Origin of the sequence: Paenibacillus sp. FSL R5-0345, assembly GCF_000758585.1 — a bacterium.
Taxonomy (GTDB): Bacteria; Bacillota; Bacilli; order Paenibacillales; family Paenibacillaceae; genus Paenibacillus_AQ.
The window spans coordinates 2,628,397-2,641,446 of the sequence record NZ_CP009281.1; the positions used below are offsets into that span (position 1 = coordinate 2,628,397).

18 protein-coding genes are annotated in these 13,050 nt (G+C 44.6%); 16 read left to right on the plus strand and 2 right to left on the minus strand.

The window, feature by feature from the left end:
* Positions 1-12 precede the first annotated feature (12 nt).
* The 5 genes from R50345_RS11240 to rhaB are packed head-to-tail and all read left to right on the plus strand — an operon-like array spanning position 13 to position 5,312.
* On the plus strand, positions 13-771 hold the full coding sequence (locus R50345_RS11240) for a DeoR/GlpR family DNA-binding transcription regulator (RefSeq protein WP_042126566.1): 759 nt from the start codon (positions 13-15) through the stop codon (positions 769-771).
* Positions 772-797: 26 nt separating this feature from the next.
* On the plus strand, positions 798-1,526 hold the full coding sequence (locus R50345_RS11245; RefSeq protein ID WP_042126569.1) for a (Fe-S)-binding protein: 729 nt from the start codon (positions 798-800) through the stop codon (positions 1,524-1,526).
* A complete protein-coding gene (locus R50345_RS11250) occupies positions 1,523-3,076 on the plus strand; it encodes a LutB/LldF family L-lactate oxidation iron-sulfur protein (RefSeq protein WP_042126570.1) in 1,554 nt (517 codons plus the stop codon). Before R50345_RS11245 ends, R50345_RS11250 begins: the two co-directional genes overlap by 4 nt.
* Positions 3,069-3,797, plus strand: coding sequence for a LutC/YkgG family protein (locus tag R50345_RS11255; protein ID WP_042126572.1), 729 nt, complete (start codon positions 3,069-3,071; stop codon positions 3,795-3,797). Before R50345_RS11250 ends, R50345_RS11255 begins: the two co-directional genes overlap by 8 nt.
* 27 nt (positions 3,798-3,824) lie before the next feature.
* Entirely contained in the window at positions 3,825-5,312 is a 1,488-nt protein-coding gene (gene rhaB / locus R50345_RS11260; RefSeq protein ID WP_042126574.1) for a rhamnulokinase, read from the plus strand.
* A 48-nt stretch (positions 5,313-5,360) separates the two neighbouring features.
* Here the strand turns inward: rhaB and R50345_RS11265 are convergent, their stop codons facing one another.
* Positions 5,361-5,681, minus strand: a complete 321-nt coding sequence (locus R50345_RS11265) for a hypothetical protein (RefSeq protein ID WP_042126575.1) — start codon at positions 5,679-5,681, stop codon at positions 5,361-5,363.
* Positions 5,682-5,738: 57 nt separating this feature from the next.
* Between R50345_RS11265 and rhaA the strand changes: the two genes are divergently transcribed.
* The 3 genes from rhaA to R50345_RS11280 all read left to right on the plus strand — a co-directional run bounded on the left by rhaA (position 5,739) and on the right by R50345_RS11280 (position 8,258).
* Complete coding sequence (rhaA, locus tag R50345_RS11270; protein WP_042126577.1) at positions 5,739-7,013, plus strand: L-rhamnose isomerase; 1,275 nt, start codon at positions 5,739-5,741, stop codon at positions 7,011-7,013.
* Positions 7,014-7,130: 117 nt separating this feature from the next.
* A complete protein-coding gene (locus R50345_RS11275; RefSeq protein WP_042126579.1) occupies positions 7,131-7,769 on the plus strand; it encodes a Vat family streptogramin A O-acetyltransferase in 639 nt (212 codons plus the stop codon).
* 111 nt (positions 7,770-7,880) lie between these two features.
* The gene (locus tag R50345_RS11280; protein ID WP_042126581.1) at positions 7,881-8,258 is read left to right on the plus strand and encodes a YkvA family protein; all 378 of its coding nucleotides are present in this window, start codon (positions 7,881-7,883) and stop codon (positions 8,256-8,258) included.
* 16 nt (positions 8,259-8,274) lie between these two features.
* Here R50345_RS11280 and R50345_RS11285 read toward each other — a convergent pair whose 3' ends face one another.
* Positions 8,275-8,667 carry a winged helix-turn-helix transcriptional regulator gene (locus R50345_RS11285; protein ID WP_042126583.1) on the minus strand — a complete coding sequence of 131 codons (393 nt, stop codon included), beginning with the start codon at positions 8,665-8,667 and terminating at the stop codon, positions 8,275-8,277.
* 150 nt (positions 8,668-8,817) lie between these two features.
* On the opposite strand from R50345_RS11285, the gene R50345_RS11290 reads away from it, so the two are divergent.
* From R50345_RS11290 to R50345_RS31270, 8 genes are all read left to right on the plus strand, one after another.
* On the plus strand, positions 8,818-9,492 hold the full coding sequence (locus tag R50345_RS11290) for an NAD(P)H-dependent oxidoreductase (protein WP_042126584.1): 675 nt from the start codon (positions 8,818-8,820) through the stop codon (positions 9,490-9,492).
* A gap of 209 nt (positions 9,493-9,701) precedes the next feature.
* A complete protein-coding gene (locus tag R50345_RS11295; protein ID WP_042126587.1) occupies positions 9,702-10,112 on the plus strand; it encodes a CidA/LrgA family holin-like protein in 411 nt (136 codons plus the stop codon).
* Complete coding sequence (locus R50345_RS11300; protein WP_042126588.1) at positions 10,112-10,798, plus strand: LrgB family protein; 687 nt, start codon at positions 10,112-10,114, stop codon at positions 10,796-10,798. Before R50345_RS11295 ends, R50345_RS11300 begins: the two co-directional genes overlap by 1 nt.
* A 91-nt stretch (positions 10,799-10,889) precedes the next feature.
* Positions 10,890-11,069, plus strand: a complete 180-nt coding sequence (locus R50345_RS11305; RefSeq protein ID WP_042126589.1) for a hypothetical protein — start codon at positions 10,890-10,892, stop codon at positions 11,067-11,069.
* 177 nt (positions 11,070-11,246) lie between these two features.
* Positions 11,247-11,435 carry a hypothetical protein gene (locus R50345_RS11310; protein WP_042126591.1) on the plus strand — a complete coding sequence of 63 codons (189 nt, stop codon included), beginning with the start codon at positions 11,247-11,249 and terminating at the stop codon, positions 11,433-11,435.
* 162 nt (positions 11,436-11,597) lie between these two features.
* Positions 11,598-12,164 carry a putative ABC transporter permease gene (locus R50345_RS11315; protein WP_231574153.1) on the plus strand — a complete coding sequence of 189 codons (567 nt, stop codon included), beginning with the start codon at positions 11,598-11,600 and terminating at the stop codon, positions 12,162-12,164.
* Between the two features lie 147 nt (positions 12,165-12,311).
* The gene (locus R50345_RS11320) at positions 12,312-12,776 is read left to right on the plus strand and encodes a 2-thiouracil desulfurase family protein (protein ID WP_042126593.1); all 465 of its coding nucleotides are present in this window, start codon (positions 12,312-12,314) and stop codon (positions 12,774-12,776) included.
* 19 nt (positions 12,777-12,795) lie between these two features.
* Positions 12,796-12,984 (plus strand): hypothetical protein, encoded by a 189-nt coding sequence (locus tag R50345_RS31270; RefSeq protein WP_156114777.1) that lies wholly within the window; start codon positions 12,796-12,798, stop codon positions 12,982-12,984.
* Positions 12,985-13,050 lie beyond the last annotated feature (66 nt).

The window sequence follows — 13,050 nt, forward strand, 5'->3', positions numbered from 1 at the left end:
CGGAGGGAAGCCATGCTGATTGCAGACAGATATGAAAGAATCGTAGAACTAGTGAATGAACGCGGCAGCATCCGTGTCTCGGAACTAAGTACCTTATGCCAAGTGACGGAGGAGACCATCCGGCGAGATCTTGATCGCTTGGAAAAGGCGGGGAGGCTGCTACGCTCTCACGGCGGTGCAGTTAGTCTGCGTGAGCGTCAGCCAGAGACACCATATGCCGAACGTGAAATTATGAACGCAGCGGAGAAGCAGCGGATTGCCCGTGAGGCTGTGTTAATGATAAAGCCAGGAGATCGAATTTTGCTGGATGCCAGTACGACTGCATGGTATATGGCCTCACATTTGCCGGATATGCCACTGACTGTACTGACGAACTCTATCAGAGTAGCTGCGGAGTTAAGTGGGAAAGAACGAATAGATGTGATCTCAACAGGGGGGCAGCTGAGCCGCAGATCGATGTCTTTTGTTGGACATTTAGCGGAGCGTTCGCTTGAGTTATATCACGTGGATAAGATGTTTTTTTCCTGCAAAGGATTTCATCTCGAACGCGGCGCCAGTGAATCGAATGAGCTGCAAGCGATGGTGAAGCGAAAGATGATTGCAATAGCGGAGCAGGTAATCCTACTGTGCGATTCTAGTAAGTTTGGAATTCAAGCGTTTACTCATGTTGCCACGACTAGTGAACTGGATGTTGTGATTACGGATTACAGCCCCGAAACAGAACAGGTAAAGCAGCTACAGGAGCTGAACATCGCAATCACAACCGTGTAGAAAATAGTGTTGCAGGAGGTGAAGACATGAAGGTGTCGATGTTTATTACTTGCATCAGTGATGCTGTGTATCCAAAGGTCGGAGAAGCGATGGCACGTCTACTTGCCAGATATGGCGTACAGCTTGAATTTCCTGAAGTGCAGACCTGTTGCGGACAGCCAGCGTATAATAGCGGCTATTGGAATGAGGCACGTCAAGCTGCGCTTACGATTTTGCAGGCCTTCGAAGACAGTGATTTTGTCATTGCTCCTTCCGGTTCTTGCACCGGGATGCTTCATCATTACCCGAAACTGTTTCAGGATGATCCGATTAATTTAGCCAAGGCACAGAATTTACAACTTAAATCCTATGAATTCAGCCAGTTTATGGTACAAGTGCTTGGTGTAACGGATTTAGGGGCAGTGTTTCCGCATAAAGTTACCTATCATCCTTCCTGTCATGGTACCCGAATTCTAGGAATTCGTGATGAACCAATGCAGCTTATGCAGAATGTGAAGGCGATGGAGCTAGTACCACTACCTTTTGCTGAGGACTGCTGTGGGTTTGGCGGAACCTTTGCCGTAAAAATGTCTGATATCTCCGGGGCGATGGTCACCGAGAAGTCTGATCATGTGCTGGAGTCAGAAGCAGAGGTCTTAACGGGTCTGGATATGGGCTGCCTCATGAATATTGCTGGGAATTTGCGTTATCGTCATAAGCCTGTCCGAGTCATGCATTTAGCAGAGCTACTGTATGAAGGGGTGATTGGACAATGAGCCAGAATGCCACTCAGACCAAATCGGAATCGAATCATGTGAAGCCAGCTTCGGTAAAAGAGCGTGCCCACTTGGCGTTGAATAATGATTTTTTGCGTAAGGCGGTCCGCTTCACCACGGAAAGGCTGCGTGACGGGAAACAGAAAGCGGCGAACGACCATGGACACTGGGAGGAATGGCGCGAACGAGGGCGGCAAATTCGCCTGCATACGATCGCTCATCTCGATTATTATTTGAATCTATTTGCGGACAATGCAAGAGCGAACGGCACGCATATTCATTTTGCGGCAACGGGTGAAGAGGCAGTGAAGATTGCATTAGAGATTGCGCAGCGAAAACAAGCGGCTTCCGTGGTCAAATCCAAATCGATGGTGACTGAGGAGCTGCATTTGAATTCGGCGCTTGAGTCCATTGACGTGGAGACGATTGAGACAGATCTTGGCGAGTATATTATCCAGCTTGCCGGAGAAACTCCGTCTCATATCATTATCCCAGCCATCCATAAGAACCGCTATCAGATTGCTGAGCTGTTGTCCAAGGAGGCAGGGGAGGAGCTTTTGCCTGAGACTACAATCCTTGCAGGATTCGTACGGCGCAAGCTACGGGAGAAATTCCTAGAAGCGGATATTGGGATGACGGGATGTAATTTTGCGATTGCAGAGACAGGTTCCATGGTGCTGTTCGAGAATGAGGGCAATGCTCGCATGGTCACCACCTTGCCGAAGACGCAAATCACGTTGATGGGGATGGAGCGGATTATTCCTTCTTGGAGCGACCTTGAGGTGATGGCTACGTTACTGCCTCGTTCAGCAACTGGCCAGAAGCTAACAGTGTATATGTCCGGTATTTCAGGACCCCGTAGAAAAGATGATGGGGACGGGCCGGAAGAGCAGCATATTATTATCCTTGATAATGGTCGATCTGAGCAGCTCGGCGATCCAGAATTTCAGGAGCTGCTGAACTGTATCCGCTGTGGAGCTTGTCTGAATGCCTGCCCTGTCTATCGTCATATTGGCGGTCATGCCTATGGTGGAACTTATAGCGGACCGATCGGAGCGGTGTTGACCCCGGCGCTGAACAAAAATGTAGAGCAATGGGATGATATCGCAGGTGCATCGAGTCTGTGCGGCGCTTGTTATGAAGCTTGTCCAGTCAAAATCCCTCTGCATGATATGCTTATCTATTTACGGCGACGTAAGGTAGAGAGAGGTTATGGAGACAAAGCGGAAGGGCTCGGCATGAAAGGTTTTGGAGCGATTATGGCAAAGTCACAGCGATTTAGTAGTGTGATGAAAGTAGGCAGAATCGGACAAAAGCTGCTTGTGAGAGACGGAGGAATTCCATCAAAGCTTGGGCCGCTGAAAGGCTGGAATAACTACCGGATCGCTCCGAAGCTGGCGGATGAATCCTTCCGTGAGAGCTGGAAAGGGCTGCAGGAGGAGTTAGACAAGAACAGTCGAGAGATGGACCCAGCCATTCAGAAGCGAATGGAAGATTTATTAGCGAAGCGGAAGCGGAAAGAGCTGGAAGGAGGAGCCGGACATGACTGAGGAAACGCACAATGAATGGCTGGATCGTATGGCAAATGAATCACGTGACAAACAGCAGGCGTTCATGAACGATATCGCTCGTCGTTTGAAGCGTCCAAGAACGACTATGGCTCCTGTACATCCTTTTCGCGGTGCTCCAGATTATTGGCAAGAATTCCAGTGGAGTCCAGAAGAACGCATCGATCAATTTACTGCGAATTTTCAAAGTGCAGGTGGACATGTGTTTCGCATGGCAACGATGGATGAAGCTAAAGCTTTTATTGTCAATAAAGCGAGTGATATGCTTGCCCGTTATATTCTTCGGCAGAATGTAGCTGAGCTTGCGGCACTTCGTCTAGAAGAAGAACTTGTAGATACGCAGGTATCTGTCTGGAATACGGATATGCAAGAAGCATGGAAAGCTAGGGCAGCGGAAGCCGATATTGGGATTGTGATCGCGGATTATGCAGTTGCTTATACAGGCTCTATTACAGTGTTATCTTCTGCGGATAAAGGGCGTTCTGTCAGTCTTTTGCCAACCGCATTAATTGCTATCATTCCGCTTGAGCGGCTGAAGACTCGTCTGGGTGAGGTGCTTATTGATTTTGATGAAGCGGGACAATCGGGTCTCCCCGCAGGTATTCACTTTATTTCTGGACCGAGTCGTTCAGCGGATATTGAGAATGATCTGACGATAGGTGTGCATGGCCCAGGAATCGTATTCGCCTTGCTGGTAGGCTGATGAGGAGATAAGGAGTGTTGTTTAAGAATGAATGCTGGGGCACATAAACAGGGTCAGAATCATATTGCTATTGATATTGGAGCCTCTAGTGGGAGAGTCGTTTGTGGAACCTTGCAAGAACCGGAGGAAACCTTATCATTAACAGAAATTCACCGTTTTAGTAATGGATTCACTGAGATGAAGGGTAATCTTTATTGGGACGTCGATTATTTATTTGCTGAAATTGTAAAAGGCTTGCAGAAGGCGAAGTCAAAAGGAATTGAGCATTGTACCGTCGGAATTGATACTTGGGCTGTGGATTACGTACTTCTAGATCAGAAGGGGACACGAATTCATGAAGTTTTTTCTTATCGTGATTCCCGAACGGATGGAGCGGTAGAGAGTTTGCATCGCAATATATCAACTGAAAGCGTTTACGGAAAGACGGGGATACAAGTTCTCCCGATTAATACGCTGTACCAGCTGTATGTGCATGATCAGGTAGAGCTGGAAGCAGCACATTCCATCCTTTTAGTCCCTGATTATCTCTACTATCGGCTTACGGGACGAAGAATTAGCGAAGTCACTAATGCTTCAACCACAGGTCTGCTGAATCTGCAAACTCGGGATTATGACGCTGATCTCCTGGCACTGCTTGGTCTTTCAAAAGAACAATTTCCCCCCTTAACGGAACCTGGGGAACATATTGGCGGATTGACTGATGACTTGACGGCACGCGGTGATCTTCCAGTTTGTGAGTTCATAGCAGTAGCCACTCATGATACAGCATCGGCTGTACTAGGCGTTCCTGCAAGTAGCGATAGTTGGGGATTTCTCAGTAGTGGTACTTGGTCACTCATCGGGGTGGAACGGGATTCAGCAATTACAAGTCCAGAGGCGATGGAGCGCAATTATACAAACGAATGGGGAGCCTTCGGCTCATTTCGTTTTCTTAAGAACATTATGGGGATGTGGCTGATCCAAAAGGTTCGTGAGGAATATGGCGGGCAGTACAGCTTCGGCGAACTGGTGGAATTGGCAGCGCAAGAAATTCCTTTTAGATCCATCATCTACTGCAATGATGAACGATTCATGAATCCATCCAACATGGTTAGCGTGATACAGAGCTATTGTGCGGAAGTCGGACAGTTGGTACCAAAGACACCAGGGGAGATTGCCAGATGTGTGTTTGACAGTCTTGCTCTTTCTTATTATTTCTACGTTCAGGATCTTCAGCTATTGACCGGTGAAAAATGGGAGCGGCTGCATATCGTAGGTGGTGGAGCGAACAACGGATTGCTATGCCAGATTGCGGCCGATTTGCTAGAGATGGAAATTTACGCTGGACCAACGGAATCAACCGCATTAGGTAATGTGGTTATGCAAATGATCAGTGTAGGCGCGGTCGCAGATCTTAAAGAAGCAAGAGAAATTATTTATCGTTCATTTGATGTAACAACTTATCTTCCACAAATGATGGATTCCACCCTGAAAACCGCAGCATTAGCAGAATTTGCTCGGCTACAGGTCGTATAAGAGTAACTAATAAAGTAACCGAGAATATATGGGATGACTATTAGATAGCTATGGATGAGCCAAAGAAGGGTATAAATCCCCCTCATTGAGCGCAAAAAGCGGAAAACGAGCCAAAGAGGGGTATAAATCCCCCTCATTGAGCGCAAAAAGCGGAAAACGAGGAAAAGAGGGGCATAAATCCCCTACATTGAGCTCAAAAAGCGGAAAACGAGCCAAGGAGGGGTATAAATCCCCCACATTGAGCGTAAAAAGCGGAAAACGAGCCAAAGAGGTACAAAAATACCCTACATTGAGCGCAAAAAGCGGAAAACGAGCCAAAGAGGTACAAAAAAGCCCTACATTGAGCGCAAATAGCGGAAAACGAGCCAAAGAGGTACAAAAATCCCCCTAAATGAAATCACTAAGACAAGATCAGGAGGCTTAAGCATGGAGCAGAGTACAGAAAGCTTAAAGAGCATTCAGACGAGCTATAATGAAGCGAAAAAGCTCTACGCACAGCATGGCATTGATGTAGATAAAGTATTAGAACAGCTTGAGGTAATCAAAATTTCATTGCACTGTTGGCAGGGAGACGATGTAAAGGGCTTCATGAATAAGGAAAAGGAACTCAGCGGCGGGATCGCGGTCACGGGCAGTTACCCGGGGCGTGCAAGGAATCCGGAGGAACTACGGCGTGATTTGGAGCGGGCCTTAGCGCTTATCCCAGGCCGTCATAAAGTTAATCTACATGCTATTTATGCCGATACGGAAGAGACAGTAGATCTTGATGCACTAGAGCCTAAGCATTATGAAAGATGGGTGAACTGGGCTAAGGAGCAGGGACTTGGATTAGATTTCAATCCCACTTGCTTCTCTCATGAAAAAGCTAATGATGGCTTCACACTAAGCCACCCGGATCCTGAAATACGCAACTTCTGGATTTCTCATTGCAAGGCTGCACGCCGAATCTCAGAATCTTTCGGTCAGGCACTAGGTCAGCCTTGTGTAACCAACTTCTGGGTTCCAGATGGATATAAAGATACACCGATCGACCGTCTGTCACCGAGAGTGCGACTTCAGCAATCACTGGACGAGATCTTCAGTGAGGAGATCGATCAGCAATATAACATTGATGCTGTAGAAAGCAAGCTGTTCGGAATTGGTTCAGAAAGTTATGTGGTAGGTTCGCATGAATTTTATATGGGTTATGCACTAAGTCGGGGCAAAGCAGTTTGCTTCGATGCTGGGCATTTCCATCCGACCGAGACCATCTCGAATAAACTATCCTCTTGGCTGCTGTTTGGTGATCAATTGTTGCTGCATGTTAGCCGTCCAGTACGCTGGGATAGTGATCATGTGGTGACTATGGATGATGAACTGCTGGAGATTGCTCGTGAACTAGTTAGAGGTCAATTCCTAGAAAGAACTCATATTGGACTCGATTTCTTTGACGGAAGTATTAATCACATTGCCGCTTGGGTGATCGGAACACGTAACACAATCAAAGCCCTGCTACGTGCGATGCTGGAACCTATAGAGCTATTGAAGCAAATTGAACTGGATGGGGATTACACTACTAGACTTGCACTGGTAGAGGAATTGAAATCTTATCCGTTCGGAGCTATTTGGGATTATTATTGTGCGACGAGTGGTGTGCCTGTCCGAGAAAGTTGGCTGAGTGATGTGAAGCAATACGAAGTAGATGTTTTATCAAAGCGATAAAGTAGTTGTAATGGCGGTTACCACACGGTAGCCGCTTTTTATGTTCATGATTCGTACTTATTTGAAAAGGCTTCCGATCTCTGCTATGTTTTATCAAAAAGAGAGAGAGGCGTTACTATGGAGAAATATGGACCGAATCCGAATACACTCTATCCAAATGAACAGATCAAAAGCATCTGTTACATCAAAAATGTGATTACTAGAAACAATATTCTGGTTGGCGATTATACGTATTATGATGATATAGACGGTCCGGAAAAGTTTGAGGAGCATGTGACGCATCATTATGATTTTATTGGCGATAAGCTTATTATCGGGAAGTTCTGCGCGATTGCCAAAGGCGTTGAATTTATCATGAACGGTGCGAACCATCGAATGAATTCGGTTACGACCTATCCTTTTAATATTATGGCTAATGGCTGGGAGCATGCAGCTCCAGAACTATCAGATCTACCTTATAAAGGAGATACAGTGATCGGTAACGATGTGTGGATTGGGCAGAATGTTACGGTTATGCCTGGTGTACATATTGGAAATGGAGCGGTCATCGCGGCTAATTCAACGGTTGTGAAAGATATCCCGGCTTATAGTGTGGCTGGAGGAAATCCCTGTAAAGTGATTAGACAACGCTTTGATGCTGAATTGATCGAATATCTTGAAGGGATTAAGTGGTGGGATTGGGATGCCGAGCGAATCTTTAATAATCTTGAAGCGTTATGCAGCAGTGATTTGAATAAAATTAAAGAAATCAAATGATATTGTGTAAGTTTCATAGAACAAGCTATAGTTTATTTAAGAGATATATATTATAGCTGAGGGTATACTGACAGTATGTACTTCATATGAACCTTACGGAGGGACAATTTAATGAAGAAAGATGATGACATGAACACTGCGGAGCTCACAGCAGAGAGGTTTCCATACAGCAAAAAAAATGAGGAATTGGTAACTCGGAATTTTTGGACAAAAACTAAAAAGTTCGCAGGTAAGATTCCATTTACTAAAGATGCTATCGCGATGTATTATTGTGCTGTCGATGCGAAGACCCCTTTGTGGGCAAAAGGAATTGCTTTCGGTGCATTGGCTTATTTTATTTCTCCTATAGATGCGATACCAGATGCGATTCTCGGCCTTGGATTTACAGATGATGCAGCGATCATTGCAGCAGGTATTAAAGCGATATCCGGTCAAGTAACCAACGAACATAAGGAAAAGGCTGAAGCGTTTTTTAATGATGGAAAATAAAAGGTGCAGCTGTGAGCTACACCGTAATATCTGTACCTTCAGGACAGCTTTCTATGGGAAGCTGTTTTGTTTTGTAAACCTCGCCCCAGTCTTTCATGAGTTTTATAATGGGAATGAGTGTCTCACCAAATTCAGTTAACGAGTATTCAACTTTCGGGGGAACCTGATGGTAAACCTCGCGGTGAACAACCCCATCTTCTTCCAGCTCTCTAAGCTGCAGGGTCAGCATACGTTGAGTAATGCCTGGGCAGATTCGGCGGAATTCGTTAAAACGTTTCGTTCCATCGATCAAGTGATAGATGAGAATGCCCTTCCATTTCCCTCCTATAACATCAAGCGTAAATTCCACAGGGCAAGCTTCCTTATTGCTGTCAGGGTAATTTCCGAAGCCACCTTTTCGGTCACGCATTGTCGCTCAACTCCCATAGTATCATTTTGTATACTACATAACATTAATGTGCGTACTTTTAAAGAAGTAATATATATTCTAATATTAAGCATGTGATCGGCAAACAGTCAAATGGTCGTCGATTCTAACCAAGTAAAGGGAGTGTGACTCATGGATACTTTGTCTTTAAACAAGAATGAAATCCTGTCTGCCTACCAGTTCAGACATGCAACTAAAGAATTTGATAGTCATAAAAAAATAAGTGAGTCAGACTTTCAGTTTATTCTAGAAACAGGACGTCTGTCACCAAGTTCATTCGGATTCGAGCCTTGGCGTTTTGTCGTAGTACAAAGTCCAGAAATTCGCGAGAAATTACGTGCTTATGCTTGGGGAGCACAAAAGCAATTGCCAACCGCAAGTCATTTTGTATTGATTCTTTCACGTCTTCCTAAAGATATGGCTGCTGATTCAGATTATATTAAAGGGGTCATGGAGCATGTACAGGAGCTACCTCCAGAAGTGAGGGAAGGGAAAGGTAATATGTACGATAAGTTCTTGAAGGTTGATTTCGGATTGATGGAGAATGAACGTGCAATGTTCGAATGGAGCTGCCGGCAGAGTTATATAGCCCTTGGTAATATGATGACATCAGCGGCTTTAATCGGAATCGATTCTTGCCCAATGGAAGGTTTTGATAAAACAAAGATTGAGCAGCTCCTTGCAGAAGAGGGGATTATGGCTGCTGAGCATTTCGGAATCTCCTGTATGGTAGCCTTTGGATATCGTTTGAATGAACCACGTGGCAAAACAAGACAAGTCGCTGAACAAGTCGTTCAGTGGGTTTAATTAAACTAGAATCTCATTCTTGAGCTGCAAATGAACAGACCTAACCTGCAAAGTCTCCGGCGTTTTGGAGATCATGCAGGTTATTTTTGTTTATTTCTTACAAGATTCGAAAAGTAATTGAAATTTTCATGAAAACTCTGATACTCTTATTAAGGTGACCTATTTTTAAGCTTTACCGAGTTAATTTAATAATGAAGGGATCCTGCATCATGAAAATCATTCGCATTATTATTCAAGTGTTCGTGCTTTATTTATTCTATTTGGCTGGAGACTTTCTGCAAAAGCAGCTGCATCTCCCCGTTTCCGGGAGTATCGTCGGATTACTGCTGCTCTTTGTTTTATTGTTATTCAAGATCGTACCTGTGAAATGGATTGAAGAGGGTGCAACAACAATATTAGCTTACCTTCCGTTATTTTTTATTCCAGCGACGGCTGGGATCGTGAAGCATATGGATATTTTCAGTGGAAGAGGTTTGCTATTAATCCTGATTCTTATCGTTAGCAGCGTCCTCACAATTGCAGCGGCAGCACATACCAGTCAATGGCTTTCAACCTTGAAAGGCAAGAGCAGAGCGGGCTGGAGCAGCAAGAGCTTAGGCAAAGAGGGGAAGGAAATATAATGTTTTTTATCGCGACAGGAATTGTCCTGCTTAATGTTGCTATTTATTTGATGATGTCCGTAATATATAGACGTTTTCGCTTTCCTGTACTGATTCCCGCGTTAACAGCAACAGCCCTTGTTGTAGCCATACTTTTATATTTTAATATTCCATATGATACATATATGATAGGCGGTCAGTGGATTAATAAGCTGCTCGGTCCAGCTGTTGTAGCGCTAGCTTACCCATTGTATAAGCAACGTAATGTATTAGTGGAGAACCTCCCGGCCATCCTTGGGGGAGCGATTGTAGGTCTGTTATTAGGGATGTTTAGTGGTTTGCTTTTAGCAGCTGGCCTAGGATTCTCTGAAATGTATGTTCTGTCCATATTGCCAAAATCCATCACAACGCCTGTAGCGATACAGATCTCAAATGGTTTAGGTGGGGATTCTTCGCTAACTTCTGTATTTGTAATGATTGCCGGATTTACGGGCGCGATTGGCGGTCCTTTCATCATAAAGCTGTTTAAGATAAGAAGTGAGATCGGCATTGGAATCGGTTTAGGTACTGGCTCTCATGCGCTAGGAACTGCAAAGGCGCTGGAATACGGTGAAAAGTCAGTTTCAATGAGCTCCGTAGCGATGACCGTTTGCGCTATTGTCGGTTCATGTATCGGTCCGCTGGTAGCTTGGATCATGTACCCTTAAATTCATTCATCGTTACTATGTTTGCAAAACACTCCATCGGGTAACTATAACTAAGGAACAAATAAAGCAAAGCACCTGAGGAGGATTTCACATGTCAGATTATTCTCAAGATGAAGCGGAAATCCGCAACAAGGAAAATAAAGACGGCGATTCATTAGCTGAAATTAAGAAGATGGAGAATGGTGTGGACATCGAGCCAGAAGCAGACGATTGGGTAGCCAAGCCTGCAGAGTCCTCGCATCCTGATCCGCTTCCTAACGATTTGGACTAAATGATTCGGAAGACAGGCTGTCCTTCATTGGGCAGTCTGTTTTTCTTGAGATCATTTTAGCAATTATTGTATAATGAATTCAGGTACAACCTCATCAGAGAGTTTTCTCCAAGTTCTTAGTAGCATTTTCGCAAATTTCACAGATCTCAGCCATTCTTGTAGCAGGGAGGAAATGAAATGCGTAGTCGGAATGAGAACAGCCGATATCGGCAAAAACGCGGTGAGGCGCTAGCAGGCAACTTTGAGAAAAAGTATGGTTCAAACTTTGGCGTGCGTAGTGAAATTACGACGGATACGTTAAAGAAACAAGACAACAATCAGCCGCTGATACCGGCTCAGAATCCTGAAGAACAGCTTAAACCATAAGCGTGGAAGGATAGAGAATCCGCTTCACTCTTTATATTTTGTAATGAAGACATAACCCTGGGGTTATGTCTTTTTTGCGTGCATATCTTCTGAAGGATTAAGGCATAATAGGGCCGGATGGATATTTAAGAAAATAATGACAACTAGGAGCGGTGTATAAACATGATGACTTCTATATTTTCTTCAAGCGGAGATACTGCGATGGCAGTGGCGGGTCAGTATTTTTTTTATTTTATGGTCTACTCTTTTTTAGGTTGGGTATTGGAAGGTACATATAACTTATATAGCAATGGAAGCTTTCGCAAAGAGGGGTTTCTAAAAGGTCCCTTTAAGCCCATGTATGGATTCGCACCACTGCTTCTACTGATTGCCAGAGACTTAACTCTGCCTTTCCCAATGTTCCTTCTTCTAGCGTTAGTCATTCCTTCAGCTGTTGAATACATAAGTGGTTGGTTGCTGAAGAGCGTGTTTCAAAAGCAATGGTGGGATTATTCAGGAATGTCTTATCAACTGCAAGGGCATATTTGCCTTCGTTTCTCTCTATATTGGTGGGCGTTATCGGTAGCTTGTGTGTATGGGATTCAGCCGTTTATGGAGCGTTTATATTCTCTTGTCCAAAATGTTTGGGGAATTATATTTCCTTTGGCGGGTCTTTACCTTATGGCGGATTTATTATGGACTTGCTGGAGTCGGTATCGGAGTGAAAAGAGCCCCCAATATCAAGATTAAACTGAGTTCTATATGGACATTGTGAGCATTCTTTTGTGTATGAAGCACAAACATTTCAAGGACAAGCCTCTCAATCTTGCATATCAGTTTTGTGTCGTAAATAATATAGCCATATATTAAATACTAGACGGACTGGTGGAGATAACGATGACAGGGAAGATTCTAGTAAGCGCATGTCTGTTAGGACATAAAGTACGTTATGATAATGGTGATGTGCCGTGTCTAGATGCCCGTTTCCTGAAGTGGTATGAGGAAGGACGTTTTGTCCATATTTGTCCTGAGGTAGTCGGTGGGTTACCAACGCCTCGCCCCGATGCTCAGCGGCAAGGTGAGCGGGTAGTGACGGGTGCAGGTGCAGATGTTACAGAACCCTTTATGAAAGGTGCTCAAGCAACGCTGAAGCTGGCTACAGAACATCAAGTTGCATTAGCGATTTTGAAACAGGATAGTCCTTCTTGTGGTAGTCTGTATATTTATGATGGAACATTTATGGATACGAAGATGTCAGGAGAAGGTACAACTACGGAGTTATTACGGCAGTATGGGTTTAAGGTGTTCGGTGAAGATCAACTAGATGAAGTGGAGAAAGAACTAGCCCGGATGGATGGGTAAGTCATTCTTAAAGTCATAAATGGAACTCATGCTACATAATGTGTATAAGGGAAACGAAGCAGTGTCCTTGGGAGAGGAATTGCCGTCCGAAGAGCCATCCTTTATTTGGGATTGGAGGCGGACGCAGATGAGTATTGATCAGCTCATTTCATTGCTCGTTCTTGTCATCATGATCGTACAGCTTGCCGGCTACAAAGGGAAACATTAAGTTCAAAGTCTCACCTCATTGTAACTGCTTCCGGACCTCAGAAACTATTGAGCCGTTCGGAAGCTT

Bases quoted from the DNA above. Each gene is read 5' to 3' on its own strand.
- R50345_RS11240 (WP_042126566.1), top strand. From the start codon at position 13: ATGCTGATTGCAGACAGATATGAAAGAATCGTAGAACTAGTGAATGAA.
- R50345_RS11245 (WP_042126569.1), top strand. From the start codon at position 798: ATGAAGGTGTCGATGTTTATTACTTGCATCAGTGATGCTGTGTATCCA.
- R50345_RS11250 (WP_042126570.1), top strand. From the start codon at position 1,523: ATGAGCCAGAATGCCACTCAGACCAAATCGGAATCGAATCATGTGAAG.
- R50345_RS11255 (WP_042126572.1), top strand. From the start codon at position 3,069: ATGACTGAGGAAACGCACAATGAATGGCTGGATCGTATGGCAAATGAA.
- rhaB (WP_042126574.1), top strand. From the start codon at position 3,825: ATGAATGCTGGGGCACATAAACAGGGTCAGAATCATATTGCTATTGAT.
- rhaA (WP_042126577.1), top strand. From the start codon at position 5,739: ATGGAGCAGAGTACAGAAAGCTTAAAGAGCATTCAGACGAGCTATAAT.
- R50345_RS11275 (WP_042126579.1), top strand. From the start codon at position 7,131: ATGGAGAAATATGGACCGAATCCGAATACACTCTATCCAAATGAACAG.
- R50345_RS11280 (WP_042126581.1), top strand. From the start codon at position 7,881: ATGAAGAAAGATGATGACATGAACACTGCGGAGCTCACAGCAGAGAGG.
- R50345_RS11285 (WP_042126583.1), bottom strand. From the start codon at position 8,667: ATGCGTGACCGAAAAGGTGGCTTCGGAAATTACCCTGACAGCAATAAG.
- R50345_RS11290 (WP_042126584.1), top strand. From the start codon at position 8,818: ATGGATACTTTGTCTTTAAACAAGAATGAAATCCTGTCTGCCTACCAG.
- R50345_RS11295 (WP_042126587.1), top strand. From the start codon at position 9,702: ATGAAAATCATTCGCATTATTATTCAAGTGTTCGTGCTTTATTTATTC.
- R50345_RS11300 (WP_042126588.1), top strand. From the start codon at position 10,112: ATGTTTTTTATCGCGACAGGAATTGTCCTGCTTAATGTTGCTATTTAT.
- R50345_RS11305 (WP_042126589.1), top strand. From the start codon at position 10,890: ATGTCAGATTATTCTCAAGATGAAGCGGAAATCCGCAACAAGGAAAAT.
- R50345_RS11310 (WP_042126591.1), top strand. From the start codon at position 11,247: ATGCGTAGTCGGAATGAGAACAGCCGATATCGGCAAAAACGCGGTGAG.
- R50345_RS11315 (WP_231574153.1), top strand. From the start codon at position 11,598: ATGATGACTTCTATATTTTCTTCAAGCGGAGATACTGCGATGGCAGTG.
- R50345_RS11320 (WP_042126593.1), top strand. From the start codon at position 12,312: ATGACAGGGAAGATTCTAGTAAGCGCATGTCTGTTAGGACATAAAGTA.
- R50345_RS31270 (WP_156114777.1), top strand. From the start codon at position 12,796: ATGGAACTCATGCTACATAATGTGTATAAGGGAAACGAAGCAGTGTCC.